This is a genomic window from Arthrobacter sp. zg-Y1110, assembly GCF_025244865.1.
Lineage (GTDB): Bacteria > Actinomycetota > Actinomycetes > Actinomycetales > Micrococcaceae > Arthrobacter_B.
Genome location: NZ_CP104272.1, coordinates 3,465,502 through 3,484,010, shown reverse-complemented (window position 1 = coordinate 3,484,010; position 18,509 = coordinate 3,465,502). Strand labels below are relative to the sequence as shown.

The 18,509-nt window shown below is 66.2% G+C and carries 16 protein-coding genes; 14 read left to right on the top strand and 2 right to left on the bottom strand.

Annotated features, from left to right (window positions below):
- The first annotated feature begins 327 nt into the window (after positions 1-327).
- From N2K99_RS16345 to N2K99_RS16335, 3 genes are all read left to right on the top strand, one after another.
- On the top strand, positions 328-633 hold the full coding sequence (locus tag N2K99_RS16345; RefSeq protein ID WP_227920338.1) for a hypothetical protein: 306 nt from the start codon (positions 328-330) through the stop codon (positions 631-633).
- A gap of 183 nt (positions 634-816) precedes the next feature.
- Positions 817-2,061, top strand: coding sequence for a D-inositol-3-phosphate glycosyltransferase (gene mshA, locus N2K99_RS16340; RefSeq protein ID WP_227932677.1), 1,245 nt, complete (start codon positions 817-819; stop codon positions 2,059-2,061).
- 106 nt (positions 2,062-2,167) lie between these two features.
- Positions 2,168-3,853, top strand: a complete 1,686-nt coding sequence (locus N2K99_RS16335; protein WP_227920944.1) for a formate--tetrahydrofolate ligase — start codon at positions 2,168-2,170, stop codon at positions 3,851-3,853.
- Positions 3,854-3,945: 92 nt separating this feature from the next.
- Here the strand turns inward: N2K99_RS16335 and N2K99_RS16330 are convergent, their stop codons facing one another.
- Positions 3,946-5,031: an inositol-3-phosphate synthase gene (locus tag N2K99_RS16330; RefSeq protein ID WP_227920334.1), complete on the bottom strand. Its 1,086-nt coding sequence runs from the start codon at positions 5,029-5,031 to the stop codon at positions 3,946-3,948.
- A gap of 197 nt (positions 5,032-5,228) precedes the next feature.
- On the opposite strand from N2K99_RS16330, the gene N2K99_RS16325 reads away from it, so the two are divergent.
- The 6 genes from N2K99_RS16325 (at position 5,229) to N2K99_RS16300 (ending at position 12,223) form a co-directional block, all read left to right on the top strand.
- Entirely contained in the window at positions 5,229-6,689 is a 1,461-nt protein-coding gene (locus N2K99_RS16325; protein ID WP_227932678.1) for a glycosyltransferase family 87 protein, read from the top strand.
- Entirely contained in the window at positions 6,686-7,777 is a 1,092-nt protein-coding gene (locus tag N2K99_RS16320; protein ID WP_227932679.1) for a peptidoglycan bridge formation glycyltransferase FemA/FemB family protein, read from the top strand. Before N2K99_RS16325 ends, N2K99_RS16320 begins: the two co-directional genes overlap by 4 nt.
- Complete coding sequence (locus tag N2K99_RS16315) at positions 7,777-9,231, top strand: NAD(P)/FAD-dependent oxidoreductase (protein ID WP_227932680.1); 1,455 nt, start codon at positions 7,777-7,779, stop codon at positions 9,229-9,231. Before N2K99_RS16320 ends, N2K99_RS16315 begins: the two co-directional genes overlap by 1 nt.
- A 151-nt stretch (positions 9,232-9,382) precedes the next feature.
- Positions 9,383-10,594, top strand: coding sequence for a hypothetical protein (locus tag N2K99_RS16310; RefSeq protein ID WP_227932681.1), 1,212 nt, complete (start codon positions 9,383-9,385; stop codon positions 10,592-10,594).
- Positions 10,595-10,675: 81 nt separating this feature from the next.
- Entirely contained in the window at positions 10,676-10,945 is a 270-nt protein-coding gene (locus tag N2K99_RS16305) for a hypothetical protein (RefSeq protein WP_227920321.1), read from the top strand.
- 93 nt (positions 10,946-11,038) lie between these two features.
- On the top strand, positions 11,039-12,223 hold the full coding sequence (locus tag N2K99_RS16300; RefSeq protein WP_227932682.1) for a hypothetical protein: 1,185 nt from the start codon (positions 11,039-11,041) through the stop codon (positions 12,221-12,223).
- A 43-nt stretch (positions 12,224-12,266) separates the two neighbouring features.
- On the opposite strand, the gene N2K99_RS16295 is transcribed toward N2K99_RS16300, so the two are convergent.
- On the bottom strand, positions 12,267-12,587 hold the full coding sequence (locus N2K99_RS16295) for a putative quinol monooxygenase (RefSeq protein WP_227932683.1): 321 nt from the start codon (positions 12,585-12,587) through the stop codon (positions 12,267-12,269).
- Positions 12,588-12,689: 102 nt separating this feature from the next.
- Between N2K99_RS16295 and N2K99_RS16290 the strand changes: the two genes are divergently transcribed.
- The 5 genes from N2K99_RS16290 (at position 12,690) to N2K99_RS16270 (ending at position 18,491) form a co-directional block, all read left to right on the top strand.
- The gene (locus N2K99_RS16290) at positions 12,690-14,372 is read left to right on the top strand and encodes an ABC-F family ATP-binding cassette domain-containing protein (protein ID WP_227932684.1); all 1,683 of its coding nucleotides are present in this window, start codon (positions 12,690-12,692) and stop codon (positions 14,370-14,372) included.
- A gap of 14 nt (positions 14,373-14,386) precedes the next feature.
- A complete protein-coding gene (locus tag N2K99_RS16285; RefSeq protein WP_227932685.1) occupies positions 14,387-15,619 on the top strand; it encodes an MFS transporter in 1,233 nt (410 codons plus the stop codon).
- A 66-nt stretch (positions 15,620-15,685) separates the two neighbouring features.
- Positions 15,686-16,687 carry an ATP-binding cassette domain-containing protein gene (locus N2K99_RS16280; RefSeq protein ID WP_227920316.1) on the top strand — a complete coding sequence of 334 codons (1,002 nt, stop codon included), beginning with the start codon at positions 15,686-15,688 and terminating at the stop codon, positions 16,685-16,687.
- Positions 16,684-17,526 (top strand): ABC transporter permease, encoded by an 843-nt coding sequence (locus N2K99_RS16275; protein ID WP_227920315.1) that lies wholly within the window; start codon positions 16,684-16,686, stop codon positions 17,524-17,526. The genes N2K99_RS16280 and N2K99_RS16275 overlap by 4 nt, the downstream gene beginning before the upstream one ends.
- A gap of 32 nt (positions 17,527-17,558) precedes the next feature.
- A complete protein-coding gene (locus tag N2K99_RS16270; protein ID WP_227920314.1) occupies positions 17,559-18,491 on the top strand; it encodes an ABC transporter ATP-binding protein in 933 nt (310 codons plus the stop codon).
- The last annotated feature ends 18 nt before the right edge of the window (positions 18,492-18,509 follow it).

The window sequence follows — 18,509 nt, the reverse complement described above, 5'->3', positions numbered from 1 at the left end:
GGTCGGCCGTTTCAGCGTAAACGCTGCCGGCCCGGCAAGCCGTCCACGCCACCGGGGCAAGCACCGCGCACTCCCGTTCGACTCCACGCGCTCTTTCAGCACCCCTCTTTTCCCAGGGGAAGTTGGCGGAACCCGCGTATCGGGTGTGTGCGGAACTGCAGCCGGAATTCCCCAATGAAAGACATTGCCACGTCATGGTCGGGTATTTCCCGCAAATCGCCTTGACGCCGCTTTAACGTCCTTTATTGGCTTCCTGCGTCATTTCGACGTCCTTTTATCCGCTTATTCTTTTGCGCCCTTTTTCGCGCCTTCCTGTCGGAGCTTCCAATGCCTGAATTGTCCCTGCCTAATACCACTCTGCCCAAAAACAACCAACCCGGCCCCCGGACCGGGCTCCAGGCCAGGCTGCCCAATGATGCCGCCGGCAGCGACGAGCCGCTGCTGCCCCGTGCCCGGCCCCCGGAACAAGCCGCCCCTGTCCTGCGACGCGCCGCCAAGGGGGTGTACACAATGCTCAAGCGCCTGCGGAGCTCCTTTCTCCGTTCCAACGCCGTCCACCAAGCCCGGATGGACGCGGCCCTGACCGGCGAACAGGGTCACCTGCTGATGCACTACTTCAATTCCGTCAAGTAATCGAAGGTCCCGCCCGGACCCCTTCAACCGTCACTGCCCGGCACCTCTCTTGGGATGCCGGGCAGTGCCGTGCCCGGCATCCGGAGGCGAGGGGACGAACGTGTTCTGGCTGACAGGAAACAAAGCTCGAGCCCGTGGCGTTATAAAGTCGATAGAGAAGATAACGGTCAGGAAGGGAGCGAAGTGCCCCAGGTCAAGCGTGTGGCCATGCTCTCCCTTCATACCTCCCCGCTTGAACAGCCCGGGTCCGGCGATGCCGGCGGCATGAACGTCTACGTCCGGTCCGTTGCCCTCGAACTGGCACGCGCAGGTACTGAGGTGGAGATCTTCACCCGGGCCACCGACCCGCTGCAGACCGCCGACGTTGCCTTGGCCCCCGGGGTGAAGGTTCGCCACGTGGTTGCCGGTCCCGTCCGCAAGGTGGCCAAGGAACAGTTGCCGTACCTGGATCTGGCCGGCGCGGTGGCTGAAGCCCAGCCGTTCCTGCTGGACGGCGGCTTCGACGTCGTCCACTCCCACTACTGGGTTTCAGGCGCCGCAGGACTATCCGTGGCGCAGCAGTGGGACCTTCCGCTGGTCCACACCATGCACACCATGGCTCGGGTCAAAAACCTGCAGGGGCAGCCCGGTGAGGCACTCGAGCCGCAGATCCGGATCGACGGCGAGGAGCAGATAGTCCGCGGCGCCACCCGGTTGATAGCCAATACCAGCACCGAGGCCGCCGAGCTGGAAACGCTTTACGGAGCCGATCCGGAGTCCGTGGACGTGGTGGCGCCGGGCGTGGACCTGAATGTGTTTTCACCACGCGGCAGGCCCGGAGTGCAGGCCGGACTGGGATTCCTCCCCGGGGTCTTCCATGTGGTCTTCGCGGGCCGGATCCAGCGCATGAAGGGCCCCCAGATCCTGGTGGAGGCCGCCGCCGAGCTGCGCCGCCGCCGGCCGGACATCCCCCTGCGCGTAAGCATCCTCGGCGCCGGCAGCGGCTCCTCCGTGCTTGACCTGGCACCGCTGGTCCGCCGGTTGGGACTGCAGGACACGGTGTCCCTGCGCCCGCCGGTCGAGCCGCACCAGCTCGCCGCCTGGTTCCGGTCGGCCGACGTCGTGGCCGTGCCTTCCTTCAGCGAATCATTCGGCCTGGTTGCCCTCGAGGCCCAGGCCTGCGGCACCCCCGTCCTCGCCGCCAACGTGGGCGGGCTGCCCAAGGCCGTGCGCAACGGCAGCAGCGGCGTTCTCGTTGACGGCCACGCCCCGGGCCGGTGGGCCGCCGAACTGGAGGCACTCTACGACGGCACCGACCGCCGTCGTGCGCTCGGAGAAGGCGCGGCTGCACATGCCCAGGCGTTCGGCTGGCGCCGGACCGCCATGCTGACGGCGGAAAGCTACCGTGAGGCGGCGGACCAGTTCGCCAGCCGCTCCGTGCGCAAGTAGGCCGAAGCAGCCCCCGCGGGCCGGCACTGCTGGTAGCTTGGCTTCATCCAGCGACCAGCAGCCGTCCAGCGAATCCGTTGACGGCACAGCGGAAGGAACGCAGACCATGCGTATCAGTGCCGATATGCCCTCGGACCTCGAAATTTCCCGGGCGGCCCGCCTGCTGCCGATCACGGAGATTGCCCGCGCCGCGTCGATTCCCGACGCAGCCCTGGAATCCTACGGACGGTACAAAGCGAAAATCGACCCGGCGCTCCTGCGGGAGGATTCGGTCCGCGGCCGGGTGGTCCTGGTGACGGCCATGAGCCCCACGCCTGCCGGTGAAGGCAAATCGACTGTGACGGTGGGCCTGGCGGACGCCCTGCACCGGGCCGGGGAAAACGTGATGATTGCCCTGCGCGAGCCGTCCATGGGGCCGGTTCTCGGTATGAAGGGAGGCGCCACCGGCGGCGGCTACTCGCAGGTGGTGCCCATGGAGGACATTAACCTGCATTTCACCGGCGATTTCCACGCCATTACCTCGGCGAACAATGCACTGGCCGCACTGCTGGACAACCACATCTTCCAGGGCAACCAGCTGGGCCTGGATCCGCGGCGCATCACCATCAAGCGCGTCCTGGACATGAATGACCGTGCCCTGCGCGACGTCGTCATCGGCCTCGGCGGGCCGGCCCAGGGCGTGCCGCGGCAGGACGGCTTCGACATCACCGTGGCCTCGGAGGTGATGGCTGTCTTCTGCCTCGCCCGGAACCTGGCGGACCTTACGGAACGCCTGTCCCGGATCACCGTCGGCTACACCTACGACCGGCGGCCCGTCACCGTTGCCGATCTCGGCGCGCAGGGCGCCATGACGCTGCTGCTGCGCGACGCCCTGAAGCCGAACCTGGTGCAGACCCTGGCCGGAACCCCTGCCCTCGTCCACGGCGGGCCGTTCGCCAACATCGCGCACGGCTGCAATTCGGTCATTGCCACGTCCGCGGCCCTCCGCCTGGCCGACCTCGTTGTGACGGAAGCCGGGTTCGGGGCGGACCTCGGGGCGGAGAAGTACCTGGACATCAAGTCCCGGGTGGCGGACGTCGCCCCGGACGCCATAGTGGTGGTGGCCACCGTCCGGGCCCTGAAGATGCACGGGGGCGTGCCCAAGACCGGTCTGGCGGCGGAGAACCTTCCTGCACTGCGGGCCGGCGTCGTCAACCTGCACCGGCACCTGGACAACGTCCGCCGGTTCGGGATCAACCCCGTGGTGGCGGTCAACCGCTTCAGCACCGATACGGACGCAGAACTGCGCTGGCTGATGGACTGGTGCGCCGAGCAGGGCGTCAGCGCCGCGGTGGCCGAAGTGTGGGCGCACGGCGGCGGCGGACCGGGCGGCGATGACCTGGCGGCGGCGGTGCTCCGGGCCCTGGAGCGACCGGCGGACTTCCGGTTCCTCTATCCGGACGAGCTGCCGGTGGAGCAGAAGATCCGGGCCGTGGCCCGGGAGATTTACGGTGCCGCCGACGTCGAATTTGCTCCGGCCGCGCTGCGCCGGCTGGAGGAGATTGCGGCGCGGGGACTGGAGCATCTGCCGGTCTGCATGGCCAAAACGCCGTACTCCTTCTCGGACGACCCCGCGGCCCTGGGCGCGCCGTCGGGCTTCACCCTGCACGTGCGGGATCTGTCCATCAAGACCGGGGCCGGCTTCGTGGTGGCGCTGACCGGGGCAGTCATGACCATGCCGGGACTGCCCAGGGAGCCTGCGGCGCTGCGCATGGGTGTCGCCGCGGACGGGACGCCGAGCGGACTTATCTAGGATTCAGGTCCGGGGCCCGGGGGAGGACCGGACACGGCAAGACCCCCGGTCCCGGAGCGTTCCGGGGACGGGGGCCTTGTGCTGCCGGGGTCTTAGCGCTCGACCTCGCCGCGGATGAACTGCTCTACCTTTTCCTTGGCGAGGTCATCGTTGTACTGCTCGGGCGGCGACTTCATGAAGTAGCTCGAGGCCGAGAGGATGGGCCCGCCGACGCCGCGGTCCAGGGCGATCTTGGCGGCACGCACGGCATCGATGATGACGCCGGCGGAGTTGGGGGAGTCCCAGACCTCCAGCTTGTACTCCAGGGACACCGGAGCGTCGCCGAAGTTGCGTCCCTCGAGGCGGACGAAGGCCCATTTGCGGTCATCGAGCCACGCGACGTAGTCCGACGGGCCGATGTGGACGTCGTCGGCCTTCAGGTCTGCCGAGGTATTGGAGGTGACCGCCTGCGTCTTGGAAATCTTCTTGGATTCTAGGCGCTCACGTTCGAGCATGTTCTTGAAGTCCATGTTGCCGCCGACATTCAGCTGGTAGGTGCGGTCCAGGATGACGCCGCGGTCCTCGAACAGCTTCGCCATGACGCGGTGCGTGATGGTGGCGCCGATCTGACTCTTGATGTCGTCGCCGATAATCGGTACGCCGGCAGCGGTGAACTTATCCGCCCACTCCTTGGTGCCGGCAATGAAGACGGGCAGCGCGTTGACGAAGGCCACGCCGGCGTCGATGGCGCACTGGGCGTAGAACTTCGCAGCCTGCTCGGAGCCGACCGGCAGGTAGCAGACCATAACGTCCACCGCGTTGTCCCGAAGGGCAGCCACAATGTCCACCGGCGACGCATCGGATTCGGTGATGGTTTCCCGGTAGTACTTGCCCAGCCCGTCGAGGGTGTGCCCGCGCTGCACGGTGATGCCGGTCTGCGGGACATCGGCAATCTTGATGGTGTTGTTCTCGCTTGCGCCGATCGCATCGGCCAGGTCGAGGCCGACTTTCTTGCTGTCGACGTCGAAAGCGGCAACGAACTGCACGTCATTGACGTGGTATTCGCCGAACTTCACGTGCATCAGGCCAGGGACGGTTTCGTTGGGATCGGCGCTTCGGTAGTACTGGACACCCTGCACCAGCGAAGCTGCGCAGTTTCCAACACCGACAATTGCCACCCGGATGGGGTTCTCGGACACGGTTCTCCTTTGAAGAAAAATGTTGAACGCTGCGCCCCCGGCGCAGACAACCTCCACAGTCTACGTGCTCGGCATCACATCTTCGGTTTGGGTTCGGACCGCTGGCTCATCAGGAGGGCGTTTTGCCTCGTTCCCCGTCCGTTTCCCCCGTTCCCCGCCGGGACCGAAGCGATGGTTCCCTAGTGGATACTGGACCCATGCAGCCCAACTCCCGGCGCGGTCCGCAGCGCATTGCGGCGCCCTCCCGCAACGATCCGTTCCTGAGGAAGTTCGCGGAAGGCATCGGCGGCCCCATGGGCCGCCACGCCGCCCCGGGCATGGTCTCGCCCGGATTTTTCACCGTGGAACGGGTGCTGGTCCTATTCACGATCGTCTCCGCGCTGCTGGCCGTCCTGGTTAAAACCCCCTGCCGTGCGGCCGGCTGGGGCACACCGGACCAGTTTTACTCCGCCTGCTATTCGGACTGGCCGGAGCTCTTCCGGACCCGGGGGATAGGCGACGGCGTTTTCCCGTTCCTCACGGAGGGCGCGCTTTTTGAATATCCGGTCCTCCTGGGACTCCTGGCCGGTGCCACCGCGCTGGTGGTGCCCGGCGAAGGCGGCACGGCCTTGAGGTCGCTGCAGTATTTCGACGTCAACGCACTCCTGGCCACTGGAGCCTGGATTGCCACGGTCATAGCAACCATGCGCCTGGCCGGGCGCCGGCCCTGGGACGCAGCCATGGTGGCCGTAGCCCCGGCGGCGATCCTGTCGGTGTTCATCAACTGGGACATTTTCGCCGTGATGCTGGCCACGGCCGGCATGCTGGCTTTTGCCCGGAACCGTCCGGTGGCAGCAGGAGTGCTGATCGGCCTGGGCGCCGCGTTGAAGCTTTACCCCGTGCTGATTCTCGGTGCCGTGCTGGTGCTCGCGCTGCGGACGCTCCGCCTGCGCCCGGCGGTGCTGACCGTCACGACTGCGGCAGTAACCTGGCTGGCCGTCAACCTGCCGTTCCTGCTCCGCGACTACGAGTCCTGGCGCTTCTTCCTCACGTTCACCGCGGAGCGCCCGGCGGGCTACTCTTCGATCTGGTTCGCCTGGAACCTGACCGTGGAGCGGGCCGGGGGAACCGGCGTCGGACCCGAATTCATCAACCTGTGGGCCTATCTGCTGTTTGCGCTGGCGTGCCTTGGAATCGCCGTGCTGGCGCTGCGGTGCGGGCGGCGGCCGCGGTTGGCGCAGCTGGTTTTCCTGATTGTGGCGGCATTCGTCCTCACCAACAAGGTGTACTCGCCGCAGTTTGTCCTCTGGCTCATTCCTCTGGTCGCCCTGGCCCGGCCGAGGTGGCTCGACTTCCTGATCTGGCAGTTCTTCGAAGTGATGCACTGGTGGGCTGTCTGGATGTACCTCGCGAAGGAGACCTCCGGCGGCGCGGCCGAGAACAACCTCGATTCGCCCTACTATGTGCTGGCGGTGCTGGGCCACGTGCTGGCCACCCTTTATCTGATGTACCGGGTGGTCTCCGACATTCTGGAGCCCGACGGCGACCCCGTGCGCCGGAGCGGCGTCGACGATCCGCAGGGCGGACCGTTCAACGGCGCCCCCGACCGCTGGGCCCTGCGGCGGCGAAGGCCGGTATCCTTGGAAACGCATGCGGCCCCGGCGAAAGAAGCACAGTGACCCCCGTTCCATACCGTTCCGAGCAGCTCAGCCACGAGGATTTCGAGGCGCTCGCCGCCGCGCACCCCGATGTGGTGATCCCGCTGGAGCAGACCCCCTATTGGGCGGATTTTGAGCGGAAGCTTGGCCGCAGCCCCTACGGCATCTGGGCCTATTACGACGGCGACACCCTGGTTGCCACCGCCAGTTACCTCCGCTCCGAACGGCGGCTGAGGCCGTCCCTGGTGGTCGTCAACGGCCCCACCTGGTTCACCACGCGCACGCACAACGCCGAGGCCCGGCTCGTTTCCACCGTGCAGGAACAGTTCCGGGCCGATCCCGCCGTGGACCCGCTGTACATCCGGATGCAGATCGCGCATCCGCAGCCGCCGGTCACCGGTCCGCTGGAACACGGCTGGTACGAACGGGAAATCGTCGTCGACCTGACTCCGGATACGGACGAAATCTTTGCGTCTTTCCGTTCCAACGCGCGGAACCTGATCCGCAAGGCGGAGAAGATGGGCGTCAAGGTCCAGCCCATCGAGCGCGCCCGATGGGCGGAGGTGTTCCGCACGGAACTCTTCCCGATCATGCAGGAAACCGCTTCGCGGGACGGTTTCTCGAGCTTCGAGTCCTCCTTCTACGAAACCCTCCTTACCGAACTCGGTGACCATCTGCGCCTCATGGTGGCGTACATGGACGGACAGGCCGTTTCCTGGCTGATCACCACCGAGTACCGCGGTTACTCCGTCTACTACTTCGCGGCGAGCTCGCACAGTGCCCGCAAGACCAACGCGCCCTACCTGCTGCTCTGGGAGGCCTTTAAGGTCCTCAAGGAAGCGGGCAACACGGCGTGCGGGCTGACCGGGATCGTCAGCGACAACTACCCGAGCCTGATCAACGTCACCACGTTCAAGCGGAACTTCTCCAAGACCGTGGTCACCATCCCCACTACCTATGACGTTCCCCTCCATCCACTGCGGTACGCTCTGGTGGCCAACGCCCTGAAGCTGCGGCGCGAGGCGCCCGCGAAGCTGCGCAGCCTGCCGGCCTCCGCCAAGGGTCTTGCAGGCCGGATCCCCGGACGGAAGGGCGAAAAGGCGGCCTAATGAGCGATGTCAGTGTTGTCGGGGCCGGTCCCAACGGACTCGCGGCGGCGGTCATCATGGCCCGCGCCGGCCTCAAGGTCGAGGTGTTTGAAACCCAGTCCACAGTGGGCGGCGGCAGCCGCACCAAGGAACTGATGGAACCCGGCCACCTGCACGACATCTGCTCCGCAGTGCATCCCATGGCCCTGGCCTCTCCGTTCTTCCGCAGCTTCGGACTGGACCGGCGGATCGACCTGGTGGTGCCGGAGATTTCCTACGCCTCACCGCTCGACGGCGGTCGCGCCGCACTGGCGTATCGGGACCTGGACCGGACGGTGGAGGGACTTGGAAGGGACGGTGCCGCCTACCGGCGGCTGATGGAGCCGCTGGTCCGGCGCAGCGAGGCAGTCACCGAACTGCTGATGGGTTCCCTCCTGAGCGTCCCCCGTGATCCGATTGCGCTGGCGTGCTTCGGCCTGGCCGCGCTGGACCAGGGCACGCCCCTGTGGAACCGGCGGTTCGTGGAGGACGCCGCACCGGCACTGCTCTCCGGCGTAGCGGCGCATCCGGTGGGAAAAATGCCCTCCCTGCCCTCCGCCGGAGGCGGGTTGATGCTTGGCACCCTCGCCCATTCAGTCGGCTGGCCCATCCCGGTAGGCGGTTCCCAGGCCATCGCCGAGGCGATGGCCGACGATCTGCGGGCGCACGGCGGCAAGATCTCCACCGGCCACCGCATCACCTCCCTGGACGAGGTGGCCGGCTCCCGGGCCGTCATCCTCGATGTCTCCCCGTCGGTGCTGCTGGAGCTGGGCGGGGACCGCCTGCCGCCGCGTTATGCGCGGGCGCTGGAGCGCTTCCGCTACGGCAATGCTGCCTGCAAGGTGGACTTCATCCTCTCCGGCCCGGTGCCCTGGGCGAATCCGGAAATGGCGCGTACCGGCACCGCCCACCTGGGCGGCACCCGGGCGGAACTGGCCGCAGCGGAGGCCGACGTCGCGGTCGGCCGGCACCCGGCCCGCCCCTATGTCCTGTTGTCCCAGCCCAGCGGCTTCGATCCCACCCGGGCCCCCGCGGGCCGTTCCGTGCTCTGGTCCTACTGCCATGTGCCGGCCGGATCCACGGTGGACATGACGGAAGCGGTCACGGCGCAGATTGAGCGTTTCGCGCCGGGATTCCGTGACGTGATTGTCGATTCGCGGGTGACGACGGCGGCGGACCTGGCCCGGTACAACGCCAACTATGTGGGCGGGGACTTCGGCGGCGGGGCCGTGACGTTGGCCCAGATGCTGATTCGGCCGGTCCTGTCCCCGAAGCCGTGGCGTACGGCGCTTCCCGGTGTCTACCTCAGTTCGGCATCAACCCCGCCGGGGCCCGGCGTGCACGGCATGGGCGGGCTGCATGCTGCGAAGCTGGCACTGAAGGACGTGTTCGGACTGCCGATGCCCTCGCTGGAACCTGCGCAGGGAGCCCGCTAGGGACCTCCGCCTCCCGGTTATCCGGGTTCCTCGGCACCCCGGATCTCTCCCTGCTGCGATTGTGACCCATGGCATAAAGCCTTGTATGTTATCGGGTACCGGCATCGCAGCCGGTACTTGAACTGGGGGACAAGTCATGGGGGACAGACAAATGGATAGCCACGGTCCGGTTGTTGGCGCACAGGGAAACCAGGGGGCTCCGCCGCCGCCCGGCCCGGGCACCGAGCAGCAACAACCACAGCAGCCGCACCAGCCTAATCCCCCGGCTCCGCAGGAACCGGCTCCGCAGGGGCAATGGCCCCAGGCGGCTCCTCCGCCACCCGGGGGACCCGGACTGCCGGGACAGGCATCGAAGCAGCCGAACCCGAAGCGGCGTAAAGGCCTGATCATTGCCGGCAGCGTTGCGGCTGGATTGCTGCTGATTCTGGGCGTCGGCGGGTTCTTCGGCTACAAACACCTCAGCGAGACGACTTACAGCCCCCGGGTGCAGGCAGAGGAATACCTCCAGGCACTCGTCGACGCGGACGTGGAACGCGCCATGGAAATGGCTCCTGCCACCGGGGATGAGCTGGACTACTCGCTGATGACCAACGAGATTTACTCGAAGGCCACCGACAGGATCAGCGGATTCGAAGTGACCGATGTGGTGGTCAACGACGGCACCGCTGACGTGAGCGTGGACGTTAAGCAGGGTGATGATACCCAGGCCATGAAGCTGGAGCTGTCAGAGAACGGCACGGAGGCAGTGTTTTTCAAGAAGTGGAAGCTGGACGCGCCGCTGGGCTCCTGGTCGCTGCGCTACACGCTGGATGCGGATGCCTCCGAACCTGCCGTAAACGGCGTCAGCGTGGAAATGCCCGAGGACGGCAAGAAGCTGGCCGTCCTGCCGGGGGAGTACACCTTCAATGCACCTACCGGAACGAAGTTCGTGAGCTACGGCGGGGACGAGAAAATGGCGGTCCGCCTGGACGGCCAGGAATCGCTGATGGGGGTCGGGTTCATCCCGGAGCTCACGGATGCGGCCCGCGAGGAGATCAAGGCCCAGACAAGGGCGCACCTGGAAAGCTGCATGAAGTTGACGGAACTGCAGCCCAAGGGCTGCCCTAACCAAGCGGACGGCGAGGATCCCAACAACTTCCGCAGCATCAAATGGAGCATGGCCAAGGAACCCACTTACGAGTCGATTGAGGGGGACCCAACACTCCCGTTCTCGGTGGAGGCAGTAAACGGGCAGTTCACCCTGGATGCGGAAATGAAGGAGGGTGACGAGTGGGGGACCATGAAGGGGACCGTTGAGCTCTACTCGATGCCCGCCATGGTGGACATCCAGGGCGAAACGATCACCATGACTTTCGCCGATTAGCAGCAGGCAACCACAGAGGATCGGTGCAGGCTCTTGCGCACGGACCGCGGTCATGGGGAACTGATAACCAGGAGGTTCCCCATGACCGAGCACCTGAACAACCATCACCGCGACACCCTGGACAAGATTCTGCGCCATCCCTCCAGCAGCAACATCGAGTGGAAGGACGTCCTGTCCCTGCTGGATGCCGTGGCGGACACCACCCGCGAGCACAACGGCAAATACGAGGTCACCCTGGCCGGGCAGACGGACTACCTCACAGTGCCGCACGGCAAGGACATCGATGAGCAGACGTTGGTGGACCTGCGGAGAATGCTGCACCGCGCCGGCTACGAACCGGGCAGGAAGTAGCCCCTGGTCCGCAATTGTTACCTCCGTCATAAAACCCGATAAGTTATCGAGTGCCGGCCGCGCAGCCGGGTACTTGAACCGGGGGAACAAGTCATGGCGGACAAAGATGTTGATTACTACGGGCCGGGGGCCGGGGTGTACCAAGCCTCGCCGCCGCCGGGTGCGGGCAGCGAAAACCAGCAGCAGTGGCCAAAGCAGCAGTGGCCGCCGCCGCCCGGACAGAACGGCCGGCAAGGACAGGCACCGCCCAAAGCCGACCCGTCGCAGCGCAACACCCTGTTGATCGCCGCCGGCGTTACCATCGCCGTGCTGGCGGCATTGGTTGCAGGAGGCTACTTCGCCTTCAGGCACTTCAACGAGACCGTGTACGGCCCGCAGGTGCTGGCCGAAGAGTATCTTCAGGCAATTGTTGACGGTGACGTGGAACGGGCCATCGGCATGGGTCCCGACCTTGACTGGGAGGACTACTCCCTGATGACCAACGAGGCGTACGCCAAGGCGGAAAACACGATTACCGGATTTGAAGTGACCGATGTGGTGGTCACCGACGGCCAGGCTGACGTGAGCGTGGACATCGAACAGGGCGGCGATAGCCATTCCGTAACACTGGATCTGCGCACCGCCGGCAGCGAAGCGTTGTTCTTTCAAAAATGGAAGCTGAATATCGGCCTGGGGAGCACCCAGGTGCACTACATCCTGCGGGGAGACGCCACTGCCGTCGCTGTCAACGGGGTGGACATCCCCGGCCAGGACATGGAGGCGCTCCGCAGAAGCGCATTGTTTAATTTCCTGCCCGGCGACTACACCCTGAGTGCCTCTACCGGCAGCCCTTATTCCGGCTATCCGGACCGGGTGGTGAGCGCGCGCCTGAACCCGGACGGCGCTGCGGCTATACGGGAGGGAACCGTCGACCTGAAGCCGCAGGTCACGGACGCCGGCCGCGGGGAAATCGAGGCCGGGCTAACGGCGCACCTCGAAAACTGCATGAAGGCGACTGAACTGATGCCGAAGGGCTGCCCGAACCAGTGGACGGCCGAGGATCCGGACAGCTACCGGAACATCGCCTGGAGCATGCAGACTCCGCCCACCCTCGACCCCATCGAAAGCGATCCCACGGGACCGTTTTCGGTGCGGGCCGTGGACGGGGAATTCATCTTGGACTCCGAAGTGAATCGGGGCGGCTCGTGGCAACCGGAGCGGGAGAGCTACCAGCTTTACTGGATGTACGCCGAGGTGGAGATCAACGGCGAGGAACTGTCCCTCACCTTCGCTGACTGACAGCACTCCGGCTCCGGCTGATGGCTCCGGCTGGAAAGCGGCCCTATTCGACGGTCAGTTCGCCCATCCGGGACCACTCTTCGCCCTCAATGACGGTGTTGATGATCTTCGGGGTTTCCACCAGCGCCGGGACCATGTCCTTCATGGCCTGCTGGAAGTGGCCGCTCTGGACGTGGGCGGCCGCGGCGTCGTCCTTGAACGCCTCCACGAGGACAAACTCGTTGGGGTTTTCCAGGCTGCGGGACCAGTCGAACCAGAGGTTGCCGGGCTCGGCACGGGTGGCTTCGGTGAACCCTGCGGTCAGTTCCGGCCAGCGCTCGGTCCACTCGGGCTTGACGAGGAACTTGACGGTAATGAAGATCATTTTGGTCCTGCTTTCGCTAATTCTCGGGGGTTTTCATCGTATGCCCGGACGGCGGCACCGGGCCACCGGAGGGCAAGACGGAGGAAATGGGAAGATGGGTACGTGGCGCACCTCGACGTATCCAACATTGACTATTTCCTCTCCGACGGACGGCAGCTGCTCAACGGCGTCAGCTTCAAGGTCGGCGACGGGCACAAGACCGCGCTGATCGGCCCCAACGGCACCGGGAAAACCACCCTGCTGCGGCTCATCGCCGGGGACCTGATGCCGGACGAGGGCACGGTTTCACGGTCCGGGAACATGGGCATCATGCGCCAGTTCGTCGGACAGGTCCGGGATGACAGCACGGTCCGCGACCTGCTCGTCTCAGCCGCCCCGCCGGCACTCGCTGCCGCTGCCCGCGAAGTGGATGCCGCCGAGCTGGCCATGATGGAGCACGACGACGAGCCCACCCAGATGCGCTACGCCACCGCCATCACCGAATGGGGCGACGTCGGCGGGTACGAGCAGGAGACCGTCTGGGACGAGGTGACCATGGCCGCGCTCGGGCTGCCCTTCGACCGGGCGCAGTACCGCAAGGCCGCAACGCTTTCCGGCGGCGAGCAGAAGCGGCTCGTCCTGGAAGCACTTTTCGCCGGCCCCGACGAGCTCCTGCTCCTGGATGAACCGGACAACTACCTCGACGTGCCCGGCAAACGCTGGCTCGAAGGAAAACTTGCCGCCTCCAAGAAGTCCGTGCTGTTCGTCAGCCACGACCGGGAGCTGCTGGACAATGCCGCCACCCGCATCGTGACCCTGGAGCCGGGCATCAACGGGGCCTCCGCGTGGATCCACGGCGGCGCCTTCGGCAGCTACGTCAAGGCCAGGGAAGACCGCAATGCCCGGTTCGAGGAACTGCGCCGGCGTTGGGACGAGGAGCATCTCAAGCTCAAGGAACTCGTCAACATGTACAAGAACAAGGCCGCGTTCCGCTCCGACATGGCCAACCGCTATCACGCGGCCCAGACCCGGCTGGCCAAGTTCCTGGAAGCGGGCCCGCCGGAAGCCCTGCCGGTGGAACAGAACGTCAAGATGCGGCTGCGCGGCGGCCGCACGGCCAAGCGCGCCGTCGTCGCCCAGAAGCTGGAACTGACCGGACTGATGAAACCGTTCAGTACCGAGATCTGGTTCGGTGACCGGGTGGGGGTGCTCGGCTCCAACGGCTCCGGAAAATCCCACTTCCTGCGCCTGCTGGCCCTGGGCGGCAGCGATCCGGACCGGGAACACGAGCCGGTGTCAGAGGTGGAGATCGCCCCGGTGCCGCATGCCGGCTCGGTGAAGCTGGGTGCCCGCATCCGGCCCGGGTTCTTCGCCCAGACCATGATGCGCCCGGACCTGGCCGAACGGACCCTGCTGGACATCCTGCACCGCGGCGACGAACACCGGTCCGGGCTGGGCCGCGAAGCAGCCGCGGGAGCCCTGGACCGCTACGGGCTGGCCTCGTCTTCGGAGCAGAAGTTCGAGTCCCTCTCCGGCGGTCAGCAGGCGAGGATGCAGATCCTGCTCCTGGAGCTCTCCGGCGCCACCCTGCTCCTGCTGGACGAGCCCACTGACAACCTGGACCTGCACTCTGCCGAGGCGCTGGAAAAGGCCATTGACGCGTTTGAGGGGACCGTCCTGGCGGTCACCCACGACCGCTGGTTTGCCCGCAGCTTCGACCGGTTCCTGGTGTTCGGCTCCGACGGCAGGGTTTACGAATCCGAGACGCCGGTCTGGGACGAGAAACGCGTGGAGCGGGTGCGGTAGGGGAGAATACTGGCGTGAACGAAAACAGTGCGCAGCCCCTCCATGATGCCGCCCTCCGCCACGAAACCGGCCTGAATAAGGCACTCGTTGCCGTCTTCGTGATTTTCGGCCTCAACGGCCTCGTGTTCGCCAGCTGGGCAGCCCGCATTCCCGCCGCCGCCGAGGATCTGGGAATCGGCGCCGCCGGTGTCGGCCTGCTCCTGCTGTTCTCGGCCATCGGATCCGTGGCCGCGCTGCCGCTGGCCGGATCGGTGGCGCAGCGCATCGGCACCGCAGGCACCGTGCGCGCCGGGGGAATCACGACGTCGATAGCCTCCCTGGCCATCGCCGCCGGACTCAGCCTGGGGTCGATTCCGCTGACCGGTGCCGGTCTGCTGGTCTTCGGCGTCGGAATTGCCGGCTGGGATGTCGCCATGAACCTTGAGGGGGCCGACGTCGAACGCCGGGTGGGCCGGACGGTGATGCCCAAGTTCCACGGCGCCTTCAGCGCCGGGGCGTTTGTGGGTGCCATGATCGGTGCGCTGCTCTCCTGGGCAGGAATCTCGCTGTCCCTGCATCTGCTGGGAATCCTGACGGTGGTTTGCGTGGCGGTGCTGATCGTGCCGCGGAACTTCCTCCAGTTGCCGCACGCACCCGCAGCCCACGGAGCCGACGCGACGGTCAAACCCTCCCGGTTCGGTGCCTGGCGGGAGGGCCGGACGCTGCTGATCGGCGTCGTCGTCATGGGCGCTGCCCTCACCGAAGGTGCGGCAAATGACTGGGTGGCCAAGGCGACCGTGGACGGACTGGGCACCAGCGAGTCCGCCGGTGCCGTGATGTTCGGGATCTTCGTGGCAGCCATGACCCTTACCCGCTGGTTCGGTGCCCGGCTGATCGACCGGATGGGCCGCGTACCGGCGCTGCGGGTGTGCATGAGCGCCTCCCTCGCCGGCCTGCTGCTCTTCGTTTTTGCCCCGAACCTCGGGCTCGCCGCCCTCGGCGCCGTGCTGTGGGGCGTCGGCGCGGCCCTGGGCTTCCCAATGGGCATGTCTGCCGCCGGGGAAGATCCGGTCCATGCTGCGGGCCGGGTATCGGTGGTGTCCACCATCGGCTACATGGCCTTCTTCGTCGGCCCGCCGGTGCTGGGCTTCCTGGGCGAGCACTGGGGCATACGCAACGCCCTGCTGGTGGTGGGCGCGGCCATGCTGGTGTCCATTGCTTTTGCTCCGGCCGCTGCCGAGCAGAAAGCCGAGCCCGAACCTGCCTAAAGCTGCGGACCGTTTCTGTCCGCAAAGGACGGGCGCGGCGGCCCGTCCCGGTCCTACCCTCAACGCATGTCCTTTTCACCACAGTCCACGCCGTTGATTTCCGCCGAGGGGCTGACCAAGGTCTACTCCTCGAAATCCGGTCCCGTGCATGCCCTGGACGGACTGGATATCACTGTCCCTGAAGGAACGGTGACCGCTTTGCTGGGCCCCAACGGGGCCGGGAAAACGACTGCCGTCAAGGTCCTCACCACCCTCATCCGGCCCGATTCGGGTACAGCCGTCATTGACGGCATAAACGTCCTCACCGACCCCAAAGAAGTACGCCGCGTCATTGGGGTGTCCGGCCAGTACTCCGCCGTGGACGAAAACCTTACCGGTATCGAAAACCTGGACATGGTGGGGCATCTGTACCACCTGCCCGCCCGGCGCGCGAAGGAACGGGCAATCGAACTCATCGACATGTTCGAACTGTCCGACGCCGGCAACCGGCCGGTCAAGGGCTATTCCGGCGGCATGCGCCGCCGCCTGGATCTCGCCGGCGCCCTGGTGAACCAACCCCGGGTCCTGTTCCTGGACGAACCGACAACGGGCCTGGATCCGCGGTCCCGGATCGCGCTGTGGGGCGTCATCACCGACCTCGTTGCCCGGGGAACCACGCTGCTGCTGACCACCCAGTACCTGGAGGAAGCGGACCAGCTGGCAGACAAGGTGGCCGTGATCGATGAGGGAAAGGTAATTGCGGAGGGCACCTCGGATGACCTGAAGGCACAGATCGGCGGGCACCGAGTGGCGGTGGCCCTGCACCGCCAGGAGGACTCTGACGAAGCGCTGACCATCCTGGGCCGGCACGGTTCCGGCGACCCGCACGTTTCCAGCGACGGCCGGACGCTGGAGGTCGCCGTCGTCGACGGTCCCGCAGCGCTCCAGCGCATCCTGTCCGAGCTGGAGGCCGGCGGCATCGAACTGCACGACGCCGGCATCCGCCGCCCCACCCTGGACGACGTCTTCCTGCAGCTCACCGGCAAGCCGGCGGACAGCGAAACGGAGAAAGAGGAGGCACACCGATGAGCGCGGCAGTATCAGCAACCGGCATCCGGACCGGCACCCCCAGTCTTCCGGCACGTTGGGTAGGGGACGGGTGGACCGTCACCAAACGGAACCTGATCAAGATCAAGCGGTCGCCGGACATGATCATCTTCGCCGTGCTGCAGCCGATCATGTTCGTACTGCTGTTCAGCCAGGTCTACGGCGGGTCCATTGCTGTTGCGGGGACGGATTACACCCAGTTCCTGATGGCAGGCATCTTTGCCCAAACCGTGGTGTTCGGGTCCACGTTCTCCGGCTCCGCCATGGCACAGGACCTGAAGGAGGGGATCATTGACCGGTTCCGGACCCTGCCGATGAGCCCGTCCGCAGTGCTGATCGGCAGAACCAACGCCGACCTGGCGCTCAACGGGATCTCCATACTCATCATGATGGGTACCGGCCTGCTGGTGGGCTGGCGGGTGAACTCCACACCCGGCAGGTTCCTGGCCGCCATCGCGCTGCTTTTGCTGTTCTCCTACGCCTTCAGCTGGGTCATGGCCCTGCTCGGTATGGCGGTGCGATCACCGGAGACAATCAACAACGCGTCCTTTATGATCCTGTTTCCCATCACCTTCATCTCCAACGCATTTGTGCAGAGTTCCAACCTCCCCGGCCCGCTGGAGACTTTTGCGGACTGGAACCCGGTCTCGGCACTCGTGCAGGCCGTGCGTGAGCTGTTCGGCAACCTGGGCACCGCCCCGGTGCCGGACACCTGGCCGATGCAGAACGCCGTTGCCACGGTGCTGATCGGGGCGGCAGTGATGCTCGTCGTCTTCGTCCCGTTGGCGGTACGGAAGTTCGAGTCGATCAGCTCCCGGTAGCGGGGCGGAGCCCTTCGGAAACGAGGTCAACCATGATTGAGGCCCGCAGCCTCGCCAAGGTCTTCGGCGGCAAGACTGCCGTCGACGGCATCTCCTTCGATGTCCAGCCCGGCAAGGTCACCGGTTTCCTCGGCCCGAACGGGGCCGGTAAATCGACCACCATGCGCATGATCATGGGGCTGGACCATCCAACCGCCGGCAGTGTGGAGGTCAACGGCCGGCCCTACGCCAGCCACACGGCGCCCCTGCGGGAGGTCGGTGCGCTCCTGGAGGCAAAGGCGGTCCACCCTCGGCGGACGGCCTACAACCATCTGCGGGCGCTCGCCGCCAGCCACGGCATCCCCAAAGCCCGCATCACCGAGGTCATCGAATTGACGGGCCTCGGTGCGGCAGCCAACAAACGTGTGGGCGGTTTCTCCATGGGGATGGGCCAGCGGCTGGGAATCGCGGCGGCACTGCTGGGGGACCCCCGCACGCTTATCTTCGACGAGCCGGTCAACGGGCTGGACCCGGAGGGCGTGCAGTGGGTCCGCCATCTTGCCAGGGGCCTGGCTGCGGAGGGCCGCACGGTGTTCATTTCCTCGCACTTGATGAGCGAGATGGCAGTCACCGCCGACCACCTGATTGTGATCGGCCGCGGCAGGATCCTGGCGGATGCACCCATGGACCAGGTCCTCGCCGGCAGCGGGCGCGAACGCACCCTGGTGCGCGCGGACGACGTCGATGCCCTGGCGGCGGCGATAGGTGCGGACGGCGTGGAAATACGCCGGCCGGCACCGGGCCAGCTCGAAATCCTCGGTCTGTCCGCCCGCGGGATTGCCGAAGCGGCGCTGTCGCAGCGGATCCTGGTCACCGAGCTGACCCCGCGGCAGGCATCCCTGGAGGACGCCTATATGGAGTTGACCCGTGGAGAGGTCGAGTACCAATCCCGGGATATCGGGCAGGAGCCTCGGGGAAATCCCTAGTCATCCCTAAGGGGGACC